This is a genomic window from Streptomyces sp. NPDC056480 (assembly GCF_042795405.1).
Taxonomy (GTDB): domain Bacteria; phylum Actinomycetota; class Actinomycetes; order Streptomycetales; family Streptomycetaceae; genus Streptomyces.
In genome coordinates this window covers 1-18,336 of sequence record NZ_JBHTSA010000146.1, presented here as the reverse complement: position 1 = coordinate 18,336, position 18,336 = coordinate 1, and the positions used below count along the sequence as shown (strand labels likewise).

11 protein-coding genes and 3 pseudogenes are annotated in these 18,336 nt (G+C 72.7%); 7 read left to right on the top strand and 7 right to left on the bottom strand.

The window, feature by feature from the left end; genetic code table 11:
- The first annotated feature begins 308 nt into the window (after positions 1-308).
- From ACFQ79_RS36145 to ACFQ79_RS36135, 3 genes are all read left to right on the top strand, one after another.
- Positions 309-905: a snapalysin family zinc-dependent metalloprotease gene (locus ACFQ79_RS36145; protein WP_383591405.1), complete on the top strand. Its 597-nt coding sequence runs from the start codon at positions 309-311 to the stop codon at positions 903-905.
- A 139-nt stretch (positions 906-1,044) separates the two neighbouring features.
- Entirely contained in the window at positions 1,045-2,298 is a 1,254-nt protein-coding gene (locus ACFQ79_RS36140) for a hypothetical protein (RefSeq protein ID WP_383591402.1), read from the top strand.
- Complete coding sequence (locus tag ACFQ79_RS36135) at positions 2,282-3,052, top strand: alpha-ketoglutarate-dependent dioxygenase AlkB (RefSeq protein WP_383591399.1); 771 nt, start codon at positions 2,282-2,284, stop codon at positions 3,050-3,052. Before ACFQ79_RS36140 ends, ACFQ79_RS36135 begins: the two co-directional genes overlap by 17 nt.
- Before the next feature lie 10 nt (positions 3,053-3,062).
- Here the strand turns inward: ACFQ79_RS36135 and ACFQ79_RS36130 are convergent, their stop codons facing one another.
- Positions 3,063-4,478: a short-chain fatty acyl-CoA regulator family protein gene (locus tag ACFQ79_RS36130; RefSeq protein ID WP_383591396.1), complete on the bottom strand. Its 1,416-nt coding sequence runs from the start codon at positions 4,476-4,478 to the stop codon at positions 3,063-3,065.
- 366 nt (positions 4,479-4,844) lie between these two features.
- Here ACFQ79_RS36130 and aceA point away from each other — a divergent pair, with 366 nt between their 5' ends.
- From aceA to ACFQ79_RS36115, 3 genes are all read left to right on the top strand, one after another.
- Entirely contained in the window at positions 4,845-6,170 is a 1,326-nt protein-coding gene (aceA, locus tag ACFQ79_RS36125) for an isocitrate lyase (RefSeq protein WP_383591393.1), read from the top strand.
- Between the two features lie 206 nt (positions 6,171-6,376).
- The gene (aceB, locus tag ACFQ79_RS36120; protein ID WP_383591390.1) at positions 6,377-7,975 is read left to right on the top strand and encodes a malate synthase A; all 1,599 of its coding nucleotides are present in this window, start codon (positions 6,377-6,379) and stop codon (positions 7,973-7,975) included.
- The gene (locus ACFQ79_RS36115; protein WP_383591388.1) at positions 7,972-8,865 is read left to right on the top strand and encodes a 3-hydroxybutyryl-CoA dehydrogenase; all 894 of its coding nucleotides are present in this window, start codon (positions 7,972-7,974) and stop codon (positions 8,863-8,865) included. The genes aceB and ACFQ79_RS36115 overlap by 4 nt, the downstream gene beginning before the upstream one ends.
- Before the next feature lie 94 nt (positions 8,866-8,959).
- Here ACFQ79_RS36115 and ACFQ79_RS36110 read toward each other — a convergent pair whose 3' ends face one another.
- From ACFQ79_RS36110 to ACFQ79_RS36085, 6 genes and pseudogenes are all read right to left on the bottom strand, one after another.
- On the bottom strand, positions 8,960-9,652 hold the full coding sequence (locus tag ACFQ79_RS36110) for a hypothetical protein (protein WP_383591385.1): 693 nt from the start codon (positions 9,650-9,652) through the stop codon (positions 8,960-8,962).
- 109 nt (positions 9,653-9,761) lie between these two features.
- A complete protein-coding gene (locus tag ACFQ79_RS36105; RefSeq protein ID WP_383591382.1) occupies positions 9,762-13,868 on the bottom strand; it encodes a hypothetical protein in 4,107 nt (1,368 codons plus the stop codon).
- Between the two features lie 239 nt (positions 13,869-14,107).
- The gene (locus ACFQ79_RS36100) at positions 14,108-15,250 is read right to left on the bottom strand and encodes a hypothetical protein (protein WP_383591379.1); all 1,143 of its coding nucleotides are present in this window, start codon (positions 15,248-15,250) and stop codon (positions 14,108-14,110) included.
- The gene (locus ACFQ79_RS36095) at positions 15,250-16,842 is read right to left on the bottom strand and encodes an AbfB domain-containing protein (protein ID WP_383591376.1); all 1,593 of its coding nucleotides are present in this window, start codon (positions 16,840-16,842) and stop codon (positions 15,250-15,252) included. The genes ACFQ79_RS36100 and ACFQ79_RS36095 overlap by 1 nt, the downstream gene beginning before the upstream one ends.
- Before the next feature lie 263 nt (positions 16,843-17,105).
- Positions 17,106-17,212, bottom strand: a pseudogene (locus ACFQ79_RS36090) (precorrin-6A synthase (deacetylating)); the annotation flags it as partial.
- Positions 17,213-17,354: 142 nt separating this feature from the next.
- Positions 17,355-17,966: pseudogene (locus ACFQ79_RS36085) on the bottom strand (hypothetical protein); the annotation flags it as partial.
- A 47-nt stretch (positions 17,967-18,013) separates the two neighbouring features.
- On the opposite strand from ACFQ79_RS36085, the pseudogene ACFQ79_RS36080 reads away from it, so the two are divergent.
- A pseudogene (locus tag ACFQ79_RS36080) lies at positions 18,014-18,298 on the top strand (DUF4430 domain-containing protein); the annotation flags it as partial.
- Between the last annotated feature and the right edge of the window lie 38 nt (positions 18,299-18,336).

Sequence of the window (18,336 nt, the reverse complement as noted above, 5' to 3'; positions counted from 1 at the left end):
CCAGGCGGGGCGGCCCCTGCGCCACCGGCGGGGTCTGCCCGCCCGCGCGACGGAGGGCCCCCACCCGCCGCGGTCGGGCCCCCCGTCGTCCGCGTGGGAACCCTCGAAGCCCAACCGGCATTTCAGGCTTCCTGGTCGACGGAGTTTGGCCTGTCAGGTACATGACTTATCGGGTCGCCTGCGCATACCGTCGGAACGCCCCGGAGGATCGGCGATCCGACCCGCCCCAGGTCGACCTGTACCAGCGCCGCTCCTCCCGCACTCTCGGTTCCGCCGGGTTCCGAGACCCCCACGAGTGAAGGAGCAGCATGTCGCTCTACACATGGCTGAGGACGGCCACCGTCGGCTTCACGGTCGTCCTCGCCACGGCGACGGCCACGACGGCGAACGCCGCACCCGCGCCGGCAACGGAACCGTCGGCCACGGCGAGCTCGTCGGCAGCGGTCGTGACGCTTCGCTACGACGACAGCAGGGCCGGAGGATGGGAGGCCGCCATCGCCGCCGGCGTCGCCTCCTGGAACGCGAACGTCGACAACGTCAAGCTGGTCGAGGCCGCGCCGGGCGCCCGGGCGGAGATCGTGATCGTGGCGACCACCGGCTGGCCCCAGGCCACGCTCGGGCCCGTCCGCCCCGGGAGGCAGGTCCGTGTCGAACTCGGGAGTCAGGCGGTGAGCCAGGGGTACGACAAGACCCGGATCGCCGCCCATGAACTCGGGCACAGCCTGGGCCTCCCGGACACGAAGCCCGGACCGTGCTCGCAGTTGATGTCGGGGTCGAGCGCCGGTACGGCGTGCGTGAACGCGATCCCCAACGCGACCGAACAGGCCCGGGTGGAGTCCGCCTACGCCGCAGGTGCCGCCTCGCTCGTCGCCACCGACGGCCGGACCGTGGTGGACGCCCCGTAGGTCCCCGGCCCGAAAGGCGGGGCGCAGGGCGCCCGATCGGAGTCCACGATCGGGCGCCCTGTCGTCGCCGTACCGCGGAACCGCGTTGTGGACGCCGTGGACGACGCAGTACCGTCCGGAGGATCACGGGGGAGTTCGCATGGGCAGGCACGGTTTGACGTACACGACAGAGCCGGGAGAGGCCCGCATCGAGGATGCGGGAAACATCCTCGTCGCGCCGTCGACGTGGTGGGACCACGACACGGTCAGGGACTTCTTCGGGTCCACGATCACGCCGGAGGACCTTGCCTCCGGTCCGCCCGCCCTCGCGGGGAAGACCGTCTACCTGTGCGGCGACGCATCGGGCGTCGACGGCCACCGACTGCGGGCGGCGGAAAGGGTGTTCGTCATCCGGGAGCCTTCGCACGGTCGCCACGGGAACGCCGGCACGCCCTGGCCCCTCGTCGACCCCGGCCGCGTGCCGACCCGCGTCCACGGCGCCGGCGTGTACTACCGCCGCTTCTTCGACCCCGACGCCGACCACTTCGGGCGGATCGGCGCGGAGCACGCCTTCCAGTCCCTGACGGAGTCCACCAAGCCCGGAACGGCCCGTCGCAGCGGAATCTATCTGACGCCCGTCACCCGGGACGGCGACGCCCTGCGCTTCCACCTGCTCCGGTGCTCCACGAATCTCTCGGGACCGACCGAGGGCTTCCGCCCGACCGACGAGGACATCGTCGGGGCGCTGAACCGCGAGGCCGCCACCGTCTTCCGGAACCACGCACCGCTCAATCACGTTCTCGCGCAGATCTACCACAACACCCTTGCCACGGCGGAGCGCAAGCAGTCCAAGGCCAGGATCTCGGCCCATGCCGACAAGACCAAGGACATGCCCGTCAACGGCGTCATGGCCTTCTGCACGTTCTACGACGGGCTCGACAAGCTGGAGCCCCTGGCCGAAGACCCCTTCGACCACGGGGTGAAGGGCGTCAGCGGACTGACCAGACTCCGCTTCCGTCTCAAGGAGCGGCCCGGGGAACGCGACGGGGCCGCGCTCGGGCTCCCCCCGCAGTTCTCCGTGACCCTGTATCCCGGCTCCGTCTTCTTCATGCCGCTGTCCACCAACCGCCTGTACACGCACGAGATCCGGCCCTCGGCGCTGGACGCCGAGTCGCTGCCGACGCGCCTGGGATACGTCGTGCGCTGTTCGAGCACCGAAGCCGTGCACAGGAACGGAGACACGTTCCTCGACATGGCCGGAGACCTGGTGAAGATGGAGCCGCCCACAGAAGGCGGGATGACGGAGCTGCGCAGGCTGTACGCCGAGGAGAACAGGACCTCGTCCTTCATCGACTACGGCGACAGGTTTCCCTTCAGCATGAACTCGGGAGACTACCTTGCCCCCCGGGCATAGGATCGCGGACGAGATCCTCTCGTACGCGCTGCCGGGCGCGGAGAACCTCTTCGCGGAGCTGTCCGCGTCGACCCTCCTGGAAGACGTGGGCAAGGGGCGGCGCGGCGCCACACTCGCCCAGGCCGACGAGGCGCGTGGGGTGCCTCTCGTACGGACGACGACACGGTACGGCAGCCCGGCGCAGCGCTTCCGGGAGGTGCACGATCGGCTGGCTCGGGAGATCCAGGACCGCGCGGCGCTCCCGGTCGGCTTCAACAACGCTCTCGTCGAGACCTACACGAACGCCTACACCACCATGGGCAGCCATTCCGACCAGGCCCTCGATCTTGCCGAGGCGTCGTTCATCGCCGTCTTCTCCTGCTACCGGCACCCCGAAGCGGGACCGCCGAGGAAGCTGATCTTCGAATCGAAGGAGTCCGCCGGCGAGACGTTCGAGGTCCCGCTCGCCCACCACAGCGTCGTCGTCTTCTCCGTCGACGCGAATCGGCGGCTCCGGCACAAGATCGTGCTGGACAAGCCCGTCCCGGCGGCGGACAACGAATGGCTGGGGGTGACCTTCCGAACGTCGAAGACCTGGGTCCGGTTTCGCGACGGACAGGCATGTCTCCCGCAGGGTTCGCTCCTCGTGCCGGCCGACGAGGAGCAGAGTCGCGAGTTCTACCGACTCAGGCGGCGTGAGAACCAGGAGACGGACTTCGTCTACCCTCCGCTGACGTACACGATCAGCGAGAGCGATCTGACGCCGCCCGTCTGAAGCCGGGGTCTCACGCCCGGTCGTCGGCCACCCGGTACGGCACGAACGTGCTGGTGTTCTCGTCCACGGCGAGCGGGCGGCCCAGGGGCGGGACCGCGCGCTGGGGGCAGTCGAGGCGCTCGCAGAGGCGGCACCCCATGCCGATCGGGGTGGCCGCCCCGGCGTTGTCGAGGTCGATCCCGTCCGAGTACACCAGCCGGGACGCGTGCCGGATCTCGCAGCCGAGGCCGATCGCGAAGGTCTTGCCGGGCTCACCCCAGCCGCCCCGGTGCCGGGTGACCGCCCGGGCCGTCCACAGGTACCGCTGCCCGTCGGGCATGGCGGCGACCTGGACGTGGATCCGGCCGGGCGCGGCGAAGGCCTCGTAGACGTTCCAGAGCGGGCAGGTGCCGCCCGCGCGGGAGAAGTGGAATCCGGTCGCGGACTGCCGCTTGGACATGTTCCCCGCCCGGTCGACGCGGACGAAGGAGAAGGGGACCCCGCGCAGCCTGGGGCGTTGCAGGGTGCTCAGCCGATGGCAGACCGTCTCGTAGCCGAGACCGAAGTGGTCGATGAGCCGCTCGATGTCGTAGCGGAACTCCTCGGCGGCCGTGTGGAAGGAGCGGTACGGGAGGATCAGCGCGGCGGCGAAGTAGTTGGCGATGCCGATCCGGGCCAGGCCGTGCGGGGTGGAGCCGGCCGGGAAGTCCTCGGCGGCGAGCCGGTCGAGCTCGTCCCCGTACTCGAGGAGCGCCAGCTGCGTGGCCATCCGGAAGGCCTGCTGGCCGGGCCGCAGCCGGGCGGAGAGGTGGAGCACGCGCCCGGATCCGTCGTAGCGGTGCAGGCGCTCGGAGCCGGCCGCCGACTCCCCGACCACCCGTACGCCGTGCCGGTCGGCGAGGCGGGCGGTGAGGGCGTGGACGACCTCTCCGGGCCGGACGCCGATGCCACGGGCCAGTTCCTCGGCCGCGAGGTCGGTCTCGTGGAGGTAGTTCTGGCGGCGGTAGAAGAACTCGCGGATCTCCTCGTGCGGCGAGAGGGGGCCGCCCCTGTCCCCGTCCCGGCCGCCCGCCACCCCGGCCAGGCCCTCGGCGAGCCGCTGGCCACGGCGACCGAGATCGAGCAGGACCTGGGCGACGGCCGGCATGCGGGAGGCGAGCTCGGCCAGGTCGGTGGCCGAGACGCGGGCCTCGGCGACCTCGCCGGCCAGCGCCTCGCGCAGGTCGGCGACCAGCCGGCTGGTGTCGCGCTCCGAGAAGAAACCGGGATCGACGCCGAAGGCCTCGGTCAGCCGCAACAGGACCGGCACGGTCAGCGGGCGTGAGTCGTGCTCCATCTGGTTCAGATAGCTGGGCGAGATGGCCAGGACGCGGGCCAGTTCGGCCTGGCTCATCCGCCGTTCCTCGCGCAGCCGCCGCAGCCGCGCACCCGCATACGTCTTGCTCACCCGACCCCCTCGAATCCCGCCTCACACTACGCCGGAATCCACGCGGGGCGGGCTTCGCAGACTTGGCAGATCAGGGCGAGAAGATACGCAGAAGTTGGCAGCCGTCCACGGTTGATGGCACCCAGTGTCATTGGGAGAGTCGTCCTGCGGCCCGCCGATCCAGTCGGCGCAGGCGGTACCACCGGGCGCGACTCATGCCCTGACGTCGGCGATCCCGGCGGGTATCCGTCGGCGGTTCGGCACGATTGCTCAGTTCGTTCCACGCGGGACGGCGGGCCGCACCCCTATCGACGGCACACAGTGCCAAGCCTTTGCACCCTTGACGTGCACGGCCCGCTCGAACGACTCATGGAGACGGTGACGGTCATGGCAGACACGAACACGACGGCAGCGGCGACGACGGAGCCGTCGGCCGCCGCAGCGAAGCTGGCCGCGCGCTGGGCGACGGACCCCCGCTGGGCCGGCATCGAACGCACGTACAGCGCGGAGGACGTCGTACGCCTCTCGGGCAGCGTCCGCGAGGAGCACACCCTGGCCCGGCGCGGTGCCGAACGGCTGTGGCGGCAGCTGCACGAGCTCGACTACGTCCACGCGCTCGGCGCGCTGACCGGCGGGCAGGCCGTGCAGCAGGTACGGGCCGGTCTCCAGGCGATCTACCTGTCGGGCTGGCAGGTCGCCGCCGACGCCAACCAGGCGGGACACACGTACCCCGACCAGAGCCTCTACCCGGTCAACTCCGTTCCCCAGGTGGTCCGTCGGATCAACAACGCGCTGCTGCGCGCCGATCAGATCGCCACCGCCGAGGGCGGCTCGACCGCTTCGAGCGACCAGGGCATCGACTGGCTCGCCCCGATCGTCGCCGACGCCGAGGCCGGCTTCGGCGGCCCGCTCAACGCCTTCGAGCTCACCAAGGCGATGATCGCGGCGGGCGCGGCCGGCATCCACTACGAGGACCAGCTGGCCTCCGAGAAGAAGTGCGGCCACCTCGGCGGCAAGGTCCTCGTGCCCACCGCGCAGCACATCCGGACCCTCAACGCGGCCCGGCTCGCGGCGGACATCGCCGACACCCCGACCCTCGTCATCGCCCGCACCGACGCCCTCGCGGCGAACCTGCTGACCAGCGACGTCGACGAGCGCGACGCGCGGTTCACGACCGGCGAGCGCACCGCCGAGGGCTTCTACCGCGTCCGGAACGGCATGGCGCCGGTCATCGCCCGTGGCCTCGCCTACGCCCCGTACGCCGATCTCATCTGGGTCGAGACGGGCACCCCCGACCTGGCGCAGGCCCGGGAGTTCGCCGAGGCGATCCACGCCCGGTACCCGGAGCAGATGCTGGCGTACAACTGCTCGCCGTCCTTCAACTGGAAGGCGGCGCTCGACGACGACCAGATCGCCAAGTTCCAGCGGGAGCTGGGCGCGATGGGCTACCGCTTCCAGTTCATCACCCTGGCCGGCTTCCACTCCCTCAACCACGGCATGTTCGACCTCGCCCGCGGCTACGCCGAGCACGGCATGACCGCCTATGTCGACCTTCAGGAGCGGGAGTTCGCCGCGCAGGCGCAGGGCTTCACCGCGGTGCGGCACCAGCGCGAGGTCGGCACCGGCTACTTCGACCTGGTCTCCACCGCCGTCAACCCGGCTTCGTCGACCACCGCGCTCGCCGGCTCCACCGAGGAGGAGCAGTTCCACTAGGACCTGTCCGGCGACCCCGGCCGTGATCCGCCGGACGGGCCGTGATCCGCCGGACAGGCCCTGGGACGCCCCCGGCGCCCGACCGGCTCGCGCCCCCGGCGCCCGACCGGCTCGCGCCCCCGGCGCCCGACCGGCTCGCGCCTCCGGACGAACGGGGGCGAGCGACCGTCGCCGCCCGCCCCCTCGCAGCAGCTCAGGAGAGTCCGATGACCACCAGCACCCCGACCCGTCACGTCCGTGTCCTGGCCGCCCCGGGTGACCGCCACGACGAGATCCTCACGCCCGCAGCCCTGGACTTCGTCGGCAGGCTCGCCGCCGCCTTCGGCGAGCGCCGCCAGTGGCTCCTGAAGGAACGCCGCCGGCAGGCCATCCGGCTCGCCACCGGTTCGCCGCTCGACTTCCCGGTCGCCACCTCGGCCGTCCGCGCCGACCGCACCTGGCGGGTCGCCCCGCCGGCCCCCGGCCTGACCGACCGCCGCGTCGAGATCACCGGCCCGCCCGAGCGCCGTACGGCGGTCAACGCGCTCAACTCCGGCGCGCGCGTGTGGATGGCGGACTTCGAGGACGCCACCGCGCCCACCTGGAACAACGTCATCGAGGGGCAGCTCGTCCTCCTCGACGCCGTGGAGCGGCGGATCGACTTCACCGCCGAAGGCGGCAAGGAGTACCGCCTCGGCGAGAACCTCGCGACGATCATGGTCCGGCCGCGCGGCTGGCACCTCGACGAGGAGCACCTGGACTTCGACGGCCGTCCGGTCCCCGCCTCCCTGGTCGACTTCGGGCTCCATCTCTTCCACTGCGCGCAGCGGCAGATCGACGCCGGACACGGCCCGTACTTCTACCTCCCCAAGCTGGAGAACCACTACGAGGCCCGGCTCTGGAACGACGTGTTCGTCCTCGCCCAGGAACTCCTCGGCATCCCCCGGGGCACCGTCCGCGCCACCGTCCTCATCGAGACGATCACCGCCGCGTTCCAGATGGAGGAGATCCTCCACGAGCTCCGCGAGCACAGCGCCGGTCTCAACGCCGGGCGCTGGGACTACCTGTTCAGCCTGATCAAGACCTTCGGCCACCGGACCGACTTCCTGCTCCCCGACCGGGCGAAGGTCACCATGACCGCCCCGTTCATGCGCGCCTACACCGATCTCCTGGTCCGCACCTGCCACCGGCGCGGCGCCCACGCCATCGGCGGCATGGCCGCCCAGGTGCCGGGCAGGGACCCGGCGGCGCACGAGGCGGCGCTCGCCACGGTGCGGCTCGACAAGGAGCGGGAGGCCGAGGACGGCTTCGACGGCTCCTGGGTCGCGCACCCGGGGCTCGTCCCCGTCTGCCGCGAGGCCTTCGACGACGTCCTGGGCGACCGGCCCGAGCAGCTCCATCGGACCCGGGACGACGTGGAGGTCACGGCCGCGGACCTGCTGTCCGTGCGCCGGATCGGCGGCCCGCCGACGGCGGAGGGCGTGCGGACCAACATCGCGGTGTCCCTGCGCTACTTCGACGCCTGGCTGCGCGGTCGGGGAGCCGTCGCCCTCGGCGGTCTGATGGAGGACGCCGCCACGGCCGAGATCGCCCGCGTCCAGATCTGGCAGTGGCTGCGCCATCGGGTGATCGACCGGGAATCCGTGCTTCTGATGCTCGACGAGGAACTGGCCGGGCTCGGCGCGGAGTACCCGTGGGCCGCGCTCGACGAGGTCCGCGAGCTGTTCGAGAGGACCGCGCTCGCGGCCGAGCTGCCGCTGTTCTTCACCCCCGAGGCGTACACCCGGCATCTCGTCCGCACCACGACCACGGAGCCGCGGGCATGAACGCCACCGACATCCGCCGCGTCGGCGTCGTCGGCGGGGGCCGGATGGGCGCCGGCATCGCCGAGGTGACCGCGCGGGCGGGGCTCGACACCCTGCTCTGCGAGGCGAGTCGACCGGCCGCCGCGAAGGCCCGGGAGCGGATCGCCGTCTCCCTCGAACGCGCCGTCCAGCGCGGCAAGCTCGACCGTCCCTCGGCTGAGGCCGCCCTCGCACGGGTCACCGTCACCGCGGAGCTCACCGATCTCGCCGACCGGCAGCTGGTCGTCGAGGCCGTGACCGAGGACGCCGACGCCAAGACGGCGGTGTTCGCCGCCCTCGACAAGATCGTCGAGGATCCGGCGGCCATCCTTGCGACGAACACCTCCTCCCTCCCCGTGATGCGACTGGGCATGGCCACCGGCCGCGCCGACCGGGTCGTCGGGCTCCACTTCTTCAACCCCGTACCCGTGCTGCCGCTCGTGGAGGTCGTCACCACCCTGCACACCTCGGCCGCCGTCACGTCGCTCGTGACCGGCTTCGCCACCGGCGTCCTCGGAAAGACGGTCATCCGGTCCAGGGACCGGGCCGGCTTCGTCGTCAACTCCCTGCTCGTCCCCTATCTGCTCTCCGCGATCCGCATGACCGAGTCCGGCTTCGCCACCGCGACGGACGTCGACCGCGGCATGGAACTGGGCTGCGCCCATCCGATGGGTCCGCTGAGGCTCGCCGACCTGATCGGCCTCGACACGGTCGCCGCCATCGCCGAATCCCTCTACGAGGAGTTCAAGGAACCCCTGTACGCCCCGCCGCCCCTGCTCCTGCGGATGGTGGAGGCGGGCCTGCTCGGCCGCAAGGCGGGGCGCGGGTTCCACACGTACCACCGGGAGGAGAGACCCGGTAGCCCGGACTGAGGGCCCCGGGCGGCGCGCGAGGCACCGGGTGAGGGTCCGGTGCCGTGCGCGTGCGGGAGGGCGGGAGGCGTGGAGGCCTCCCGCCCTCCCGTCGTCAGTCCTCGCCCAGTTCCTCCGCGTACGCGCCGAGCTCCCTCTCCTGGCCCCAGGTCACGTGCCGGACCTCCCAGATCAGCGCGGCCGTGTCGACCACCTCGGGTCCGGGGTCCCGGCCGCCCTCCGACGGGTGGACGCCGGTCAGCCCTGCCAGGACGGCGACCGGTACGCCGAGGGTCGCGGCGAAGCCGTCCAGCAGCTCGCCGCCGAGCGGCTCGGTACCTCGCCCCACCGCGCCGATCGTCGAAGCCGCTTTGCAGACACCGGACATCAGGCACATCGCCTTGGCCGTCCCCGACCAGTTCAGGTTGCGGAGGGCCAGCATCCGGAGGAGGAGCGAGCCGAAGCCCGCTGGGTACCGCTCGTACGGGCGGGGCTGCCACGGGGCGAGCGTGCCCGTCGGCGCGGTCAGGGAGCGCGCGCGGGTGCGCAGCAGTCGACGACCGGACGCGGGCAGCGCGAGGGAGCGCGACACCAGGGAACTGGAGGCGCCGGCCGTCGCGTCGAAGAGCCACGCCGTGGCGGGGAGCGGGAGGTCTGCGACGAGCATCAGGTCGTGGACACGGAGCCCGGTCCTCAGCGCGAGGTCGTCGAGGTACTCCTCGGTGGGGGGCCACAGGGCCGGGAGGCCGACCGCGCCGGCCAGGCGCGCCAGTCGTACGTCGGAGTCGGGAAAGGTCGAGGTTTCCATGGCCACCAGGGCTTCGGTCGAGGGTGTTCGGTGGACGGTGCGTCCGGTCGTGCGCGGGCACCGCCGGGGACGGCCTCCAGGAGACCGTCCCCGGGGATCGCCTGCCCGGTCAGTTCTTGGGTCCGGGGTAGTACTCCCAGGCCGACTCCACCCACACCCAGCCGTGCGCCAGAATGGCCGCGCGGGTGATGTCCTTCATGGGGGTGAACCCCTCCCTGTCCAACGGCATGTAGTGGCCGGAGAAGTTCTCGATCCGGGTGAACACGCCACCGGGACCCACGACGAATTCTCCCGCCATGAGCACGGGCTGCTCCTCGCCGAGCGAGGTGTGTCCCGCGTCCTTGTTCTTGGCCCGCAGGTCTTCGATGTGCGCGGCACGCAGGGAACCGTCCAGGCGGACGACGAAGTTGTACTCGCCGGGGCGCAGGAACGCGCCGAAGGGCTCACCCACGTCCGCGTCGATCGGGCCCTGGATCTTCTGGTCGACGCCCTTGCGGAACGGCACCCAGATGTACGGACCGCAGCCGAGGTCGGTGTCGTCCGCAGCGGCCGACTGGAGCCAGCTGCCGCTGCCGGTACGGAGCATCCCGCTGTGCGCGCCGCCGGGGAGAGCGGTTCCTGCGGCGGCCTTGGAGAGGGTCTTGCCTCCCTTTCCTCCGCCCTTGCCGTCGTCGGTCAGGCACTTGGTGGCCTTCTTGGCCCGGTCCAGCGCCTTGTCGAACTTCTTGAGCCTCTTCTTCGCGTCCGCGACCTTGTCGAGGAACGCGCCGATCCCCCAGATCGCCTTGGTGATCTTCGGGAGCTTCGAGCCGAGCTTGAGCAGCTTGCCCATCGGCAGCACGGAGATGATCGCCCACAGACAGGTGGGGATGTCCGGGTCCTCGATGCAGGCCATGATGTCCTCGGCGAACATCTCGACCAGCAGCTCTCCCCCGTTCTCGATCAGGTAGTCGAGAAGGTCCTGCCCCGAGAGCTCCAGGGCGGCCCGGTACTCCTGCTCGGTCAGCCCCGCCTCGGCCAGGGCCTGCTTCATGGTGTCCGCGTCGGCGTCGACCGGGGGCGGCGTCTGCCCCCTGGCGGCCTCCTCGCGGGCCTTGCGCTGCTCTTCGCGCCGGTACTCCTCGGCCCTCTTGGCGGCCTCGTCGGCCTCCTTGGCATAGGTGCCGGCGTTCTTCGCCGCCGCCTCGGCCGAGGTGGCGTACGCCTCCGCCGAGGTCGCCAGCTTCGCGGCGTCGGCGGCGTCCTTGGCCGCCTGCTCGGCAGCCGCCTGCGCGGTGGCCGCCTCCTTCTCGGCCAGCGTCGCGGCGTTGCCGGCCGCGATGGCCTGCCGCTCCGCCTCGGTGGCGGCGTCGCGTGCCCGCTGGGCTTCGGCCTCCGCCTGGGTGGCGGCGGTCCGGGCGGCCGCCGCGTCCGCGAAGGCCTGGCCGGCCGCCTCGCGGGCGAGCCGGGCATCGCCCTGGGCCTGGGTGTCGGCCTGGGTGGCGCGGACCGCGGCGGCTCTGGCCTTGGCTCCGTCCTCGGCCGCCTGCGCCGAGGACCTGATCGCGGCGGCGGCGGAGCGCGCGGCATCCGCGGAGGACCGTGCCGCCGCGGCGGCGGCCTTGAAGGCGGGTGCGACCTGGGCGTTGGCGTTCCTGGCCGCGGTCTCGGCCGCCTCGGCGGCCTTGGCCGCCTCGCTCGCCCGCGCTTCGGCCTTGGCCGCCTCCTCCAGACCGAGCTGCTGTGCCGCCTTGGCCACCTCGGTCGCGAAGTCGGCGCCCACGTCGGTGCCGGCGAACGGAGCGGTCAGCGCGATGGCGGTGTTCGCCGGGTCCGCGATGCCCGCGGCGGTGGAGCGTGCGGAGACCGCTGCCTGGAGTGCGATGCCCGCCTGGACGCGTGCCATGCCGGCTTCGCGGGTGGCTCCCTCGGCCTCCTCGCGCGTGCGGTTCGCGGACTGCAGGGCCTGGTTGGCGTGGATCGCCGCGAGGCCCGCGAGACGCGAGGCCTCATGAGCGGCGATACCCGCGCGGGCTTCCTGCGCGGTGGCCTCGGCGGCCTTGGTGCCGGCCCGGTTCGCGGCCGCGTGCGTGGCCGCCGCCTCCGATTCGGCCCGGTTCGCCGCGGCGTCGGCCGCACGGGCGGCGGCCTCGGCGGTGTTGGCCGCCGCGTTCGCCCGCGAGGCATGCGCGTTCGCCTCCTGGGCGGCCGCGCGGGCCCGGCCGGCCGCGCCGTCGGCTTCGATGGCCGCCTGCCGCGAGCGGGTCGCCGCCGACGACGCGCCGTCCGCGGCGGTCCGCGCCCGTGCGGCCGCCGTGCCCGCCGCGTCGGCCGCGCCGCGGGCCTCGGTGGCCGCCGCTCGCGCGGTCTCCGCGTGGTCGGTGCCCGCGGATGCGGCGGCCAGTGCCTCGTTGGCCTTGGCCCTGGCTTCCTCCGCCTTGTGCAGCCGCTCGGCCTCGCGCGCGTCGTTCCGTGCGGTGCGGGCCTTGCTCTCCTCCCCGCGCGCCTTGCGGTCCGCCTCGGCGGCGATGCCCTCCTGGGTCTGCGCGCGTGCCCGCTTCTCCGCCGCCGTCGCGGCGGCGGCCTGGGCGTCGGCGCGCTTGGCCGCCGCGGTGCGCTGCTCGGCCTCGGCGCGCGCCCGGGCGGCGGCGGCCTTGTCGCGCTCCTGCTCAGCGCGTACGCGCGCGGCGGCGGCCGCCTGCCGCTCCCGCTCGGCGATCGCGCGCTGCTCGGCCGCCACCTTCGCCTGCCGCTGGGCCTCGATACGGGCTTCGCGGGTGCGCTGCGCGTGGGCCCAGGCCGATGTCTCGGCCGCTTCGGCCTCGATCCGTGCCCGGCGCGAGGTGGCCGCCGCGTCCGCCGCGATCCTGGCCTGCTCGGCTGCCGCTGCGGCGAGGCCGGCTGCCGCCTTGGCGTGCTGCTCGGTGTTGGCGCGCCATGCCTTGGCCTGCTTCTCGTGCAGTTCGGCCTGGTTCTGCGCGTTGAGGCCGGCCGCGTCCGCGGCGGTGGCGTCGACCGCGTGCTGGGCGGTCTGCGCGGCCCGCAGGGCGGCGTCGGACGCGGCGGCGATGCCCGCGGCGATGTCGGCCCACTGGGTGCCGTAGGTCAGACCGGTCTCGACCAGGATGTCGGCCTGGACCTTCGCCTGCCCCGACGCGACCTGGGCCTGCTTGGCTGCGGTGTCGGCGAAGCCCACCTGGCGGGCTACGTCCTTCTTCACCTCCGTGTAGTCCGACAGGCGCCTGCCCGCCCGGTCCGCCGCGAGCAGGCGGTCGGCGCTGCGTGAGGCCGCGGCTGCCAGGCTCATGGCGTTGGAGGAGTTCTTGAGGGCCCGGACCGCGTCTCCGTGGACGGCGATCAGCTTCGTACGGGCCTCGGCGGCGCGGGTGGCGTTCTCGGCCAGCCTGCGCAGCCGCTCCGCCGCCTCCAGGGCGTCCTTCTGCGCCTTCTCGTGTGCGGCCCGGTCGTCGGCGTCCTTCCGCGCCGCGACCAGATAGCCCTTCTCCAGGAATTCGGCGATCACCTTGTCGTCGGCGGTGGCGAGCGCCACCTGGGCGGCTCGCTTGACCTCGGGTCCGCCGATCGCGGCGAGCATCTCGACGCGCTTGCGGTTCTCGGCCGCGCGCTGCTGTTCGTTCTGCTCGGTGGCCTTGTCCCGCTGCCGGGCGATCTCGGCTCCGAAGGCGAGGAAGTCCGCGCGGTCCCGAGCCGTGCCGTTCAGAACGCGCTGGACCTCGGCGTTGAAGTACGGACCGCCCGTGCCCCGCAGGGCTTCGATCTTCTGCCGGTTCTCGACGTCGGCCGCGTTCCGCTTGTCCCGGGCCCGCTGGCGGGCCTCGGCCTCACCGCGCTCGAGGAAGTCCCGGATCGCGTGGGGGTCCGTGCTGTCCAGCGCTTTCCTGGCAGCCTCGCGGACTTCCTCCTCTTCGTCGAACTCCGCGTAGTCCTCGACCAGTTGGCGGTCGCGTTCGTCGCTGATCCGGTCGAGTTCCGTGCGGGTGCCGGCCGGTGGCACGGCTCTGGCCTCGGCGAGTGCCGCGTTCCCCCGCTGCACGATGTCCCAGGCGCGGGCGTCCAGGACCGCTGCGGACGGCTCTCCGGCGGCGGGGGCCGCGGACGCCTGCCCGGTCAGACCCGCGAGCAGTGCTGTGGCCAGTGCCAGGGACACCGCCCTGGCCGCGGCGGCCCGGGCACGGCCGGGTCGTCTTACGGCCCTCGGCCGTAAGGTCTCTCTCATGAGAAGTATCCCCCTGAAGTATGTGAAATCGACAACGGATCGGGATCAGGAAGACAGGCGCTCCGCCCCTCCCGAGGAGGGCGGAGCACCCGGGTGACGCGGCGAGGGGAACCGGCCGAGCGGCGACAGGAACCGGCCCAGCGGCGGTCGGCCCCGGTCGCACCGGCGGGCCGGACACACCGGCCGCCGGACACACCGGCCGTCGGACACACCGCTCACCGGTCGCCCGCGAGAGGTGGTCAGCCCCTCGCTCGGGTCTCGCCTTCGCGGGCCTGGCGGAGGATCTCCTGCCAGGTGGTGGCCGCACCGGCGGCGTCCTGCTCCTCCTTGGACCAGGACCGCTGGTTCTCTCCGGCCGGGTCGGCGAGGCGCTTCCACATCTCCTCGGCCGAGCCGTGGGCGAGCGCCTGGATGCCGCGCCAGGTCTCGGCCTGGCGCGCCGAGTGTTCCCGCTCCGCCTCCCAGGCCGTGCCCGAGTCACGGGCGTGCGCGGCGACCGCCTGCCAGGCGCGTTCCGCCTCGGCGCGGGCCGTGGCGGCGTCGGACGTGTGCCCCAGCGCCGCCTCGGCCTCGACGGCGGCCTTGAGGAGCAGCGTCAGCGTCCGGTGGCGGAGCGCCTCGGACTCCGCGGTGCGCAGCCGGTGGCCCTCCAGGTCGAGGGCCGCGCCGTTCACCCAGCCGAAGCCGTAGAACTCACGGATGTCCTCGTCGGTCGCGCCGGGCCGCAGCGCCCACTGGGCCGAGACCCGGACCTGCTCGCCCGGGTCGTCCCCGGCGAGAGAGCGTACGAACTCCCGGTCGCGCTCGAGCACCGCGCGCTGTTGCTCGGCCACCGTTTCGCGGGCGGCCCGGTCGCTCTGCTGTGCCTGGGCGTAGCCGGTCCTGACGAAGGCGGCCCGGTCGGCGTCGGTGCCCTTGAGCGCCTTCTCCGCCGCACCGCGTGTGCGTGGGGCGAAGTCGACCGGGTGGGTCCGTACGACGCGCTCGCAGAACAGCCGGTTGCGGGTACGGGTGTCCCGCAGCCGCTGCTTGGCCGCGTCGTAGCCTCCGCCCGGCGCCAGCCAGTCGGCGATGGCGGCGTCGCCCGCGGTGCTGCGCAGCGCGTTCCACGCCGAGGTCCGCAATTCCGGCGGGAGGCCCGACAGCGCGATGCGCCGCACCTGTTCGCGTGCCGCGGATGCCGCGGCGGCGAGCGCCGCCAGGGGCCCTTCGTCCTGCTGCGGCGCTTCGGCCCGGGCGAGGAGGAACACCCGCTCGCGCGGGGGCTCCTGGGCATGGGCGGCGGTCCCGGCGAGGGGTCCCGCCATCGCCGCGGCCACGAGGCAGGCGGCCAGGGCGTTGCGGGCGGCCCTGCTCGGCCCGGTGTGGTCTCCGGCGCCCATCAGGGAGCCAGCGGGGGGACGACCTGCCACGCCGGGTGGGCGCGGAGATCGATGTCGTCGGACCAGCGGCCGTGCAGGGAGAGCTCGTTCCGCTGGTTCATCGCCACCTGCGTGCCCTCGTTGTACGAGCCGGCGATGAACCACGCGGCGGTGGGCCTGCTCTGCGGCCAGCCCTTCATCCTCGCGCACCAGGTGGCGTCGGAGCGGAAGGCCGTGGTGTTGTCGTCCGCCGCCAGGGTCACCAGACCCTTGGCCTCGTCGGCCTTGAGGTAGTGGCCGGGCTTGGCGGCGGCTTCGAACGAGAAGCAGCCGGCCTCCCCGGACAGTGCCGGGAGGACCAGCCAGGTGGCCTTCTCCCGCCAGTCCAGCGGGCTGGCCGCGGTCACCGGGCCGACGGAGGCCGCTCCGCCGTTGACACCGGTGTGGCGGATGGGCTGCCAGGTGGCCGGAGCGGTGGCCCAGCCGAACACCAGCGTCTGCCGCCTCGCCCGCTTCTGGCCCTCCTCCGAGAGGAACTCCGCGACCGCCATGTCACCGGTGGCCAGGGCCTTCTCGGCCGAGGCCACGAGGTTCGGGTTGAACCCGCTCTCCTGGGCCGCGGTCAGGATCTGACGCGCCAGCGCCCGGTCGGCCTCGGCGAGCTTCGCGCGCCGCGCGGCGTCGTCGCGCTTGTACGCCGCTTCGGCACCGCCGTGCAGGAAGCCCTGCCAGTGCCCCGGGTTCATGCTGTTCACCGCGTACTGGGCGGCCCGGTAGAGCTCGGAGTTCCGCAGGTCCGCGGGCGCCGCCCGCAGCATCTCGCGGATGAAGACGTCGTCGCTCACGTCGAACAGGCTCGGTGTCATCGGGATGCGGAACAGAGCGGCGACGTTCTTGCGCGCGGCCTGGTTCTTACGGAGTTCGGCCTCCTTGCGGTCCTTCTCCGCGAGTTCGAGCAGCTCCCTGGTGACGTCCCTGTTGTGGGCCTCGCGCGCGCCGTTGGCGATGAACTCCTGCCGGGCCGCCGGAGTGCCGGTCAGCGCCGCCGTGGCGGCGGCGCGTACCTCGGGGCCGGAGGCCTGATGCCTGAGGACGGCGCGGATGAAGTTCTCGTCGCTGAGTTCGAGGAGTTCCGGGGCGCCGGTGATGCCGATGACCGTCATGACCTGCTGGCGGGCGAGACGTGCGAGGCGTGCGGCCTCCGCCTTGTCGCGCTCGCGTTGCTGGTCCAGTCGATGGGCCTCGTGGATGCCGGTGGTGATGAACGCGACGTGGTCGGCGTCCAGGGTGCTCGCCATGGCCTTCTCGGCCGCGGTGCGCACCGATTCGTACGCCTCGCCGCCGTCCCTGGCCTTCTGCCAGAGGGCGTGGACGAAGTCGTAGTCGCTGAGCAGCAGCACCTCCCACGTGGGGTCGAGGCGCACCAGGGCGGCCGCGTCGACGCGCTGGGTCTCGGTGGTGCCGATGCCCGTCGCCCGCGCTTCCTGGTGCGGAGGCGCGGGGGCGGCGAACGCCGCGCCTCCGGCGCTCACCGCGAGCACGGCGGCCACGGCGGTGGTGCCGACCACGGTCCGGGTGAGGGCCCGGACCGCCGGCGACGGATTTCTGTGCATGATGATCGATCCCCCATGGAACACATCAAAGGAACCCGGCTCGCGGCCGTGGAAGGGCCGCGCGGGCACAAGAGGAAAAGCCCAGGGGACGGTCACGCCGAGACGGCGTGAGAAACGACGGGAATCCCGTCGGCCGGCTCCCCCACGATTCACTGAATGGTCGTCATCGCGGCGGGTGAACCGGTAACACCGCGCCGCTGTATGCCGGTTGGTCAGACCGGACGAATCGACCCTACCAAAGGATCAAGCGAAACGATCAACGAATTTCCCCACACCAGGAAGGCCCCTCGTGCCCCGGCGCGAGTTCCTCGCGGATCAGCCGTTCGCAGACGTCGGCGCGCCTCCGGCGCCGGTCGTGGACGGCGTCGGTGCCCGTGATCGCCGCGATCCCGTCGTACGTGCCCGTCGTACGTGCCCGTCGTACGTGCCCGTCGTACGTGCCGCCGGATTTCGCCGGCGCATTCCTCCGGTCCGGTTCCGGATCAGCCGAACCGGGTCGCTTCCCCTCGCGGTCAGGCGCCCCAGCGCAGCGCGATCGTGTCGCCGATGTTGATCGTCTTCTCGCGGAGCGCTCCGGCGAAGGACGAACCGTCGACGCTGACCTTCCAGGTGCTGGAACCGCTGTCGGCCTTGCCGTTGACCGCGGTGATCGGGCCGGTGCCCGACGACGGGGTCACGCCGGTGACGCAGCCGGCCGGGGTGGCCGCGCCCGTCGCGGCGGCGAGGACCTCGCCGAGGGTCGTGGTCGTCCCCGTGGGCGTGAAGGCCACCGAGCACACCTTGAGGCTGCCCGCGCCGTCGTCGACGGTCAGCGCCAGCTTGGTGGGGGTGCCCGCCGTGAAGGCGGGCTGGGCGACCCACCGGGGGGCGCCGGGGGTGACCGGCACCGGCGGGGCCGTGGTGAAGCCGCCGCCGGCGACGGCGCGGAGCGCGTCGATGGAGGAGTAGGCGGAGGGCACGGTGTCGGCGGGCTTGTACTTGAAGCCACCGGCCGGGTTGTACTGGTTGGCGATGAGGAAGTCGACCGGGGTCTTGCCGCTGATCGTGGTGAACTCGGCGGACTGCGGGTTGATTCCACAGGCGTTGAGGCCCGCGACGCCCCAGCCGTTGGAGCTGGTGTTGACCGCACGACGGGGCCCGCGCGCCCTCGCCCGTACGACGGCCGCGCTGGGGCACACCGCACAAGTGCGACGGCACCAACGGCAGCGCGCACGCCACGAAGGTCCCGACCCCGACGGCCGCCCTGGACCACGCGGCCAAGCGGAACGGCTTCTCGTGGGACGGCACCTGGTACGCCTCCTTCGACGACTACGCGGTGGAGACGGTCAAGGGCGTGAACGGAGGCGGCTCGGCGTACTGGAGCATCTCGGTGAACGGCACCCCGACCCCGGTCGGCGGCTGCCAGTTCGAGATAGAGAACGGCGACCAGGTCGCCTTCACCTGGACCTCGTTCTGACGGTCGGCGCTCCGACGGCGGCCCGGGCTCCCGAAGCC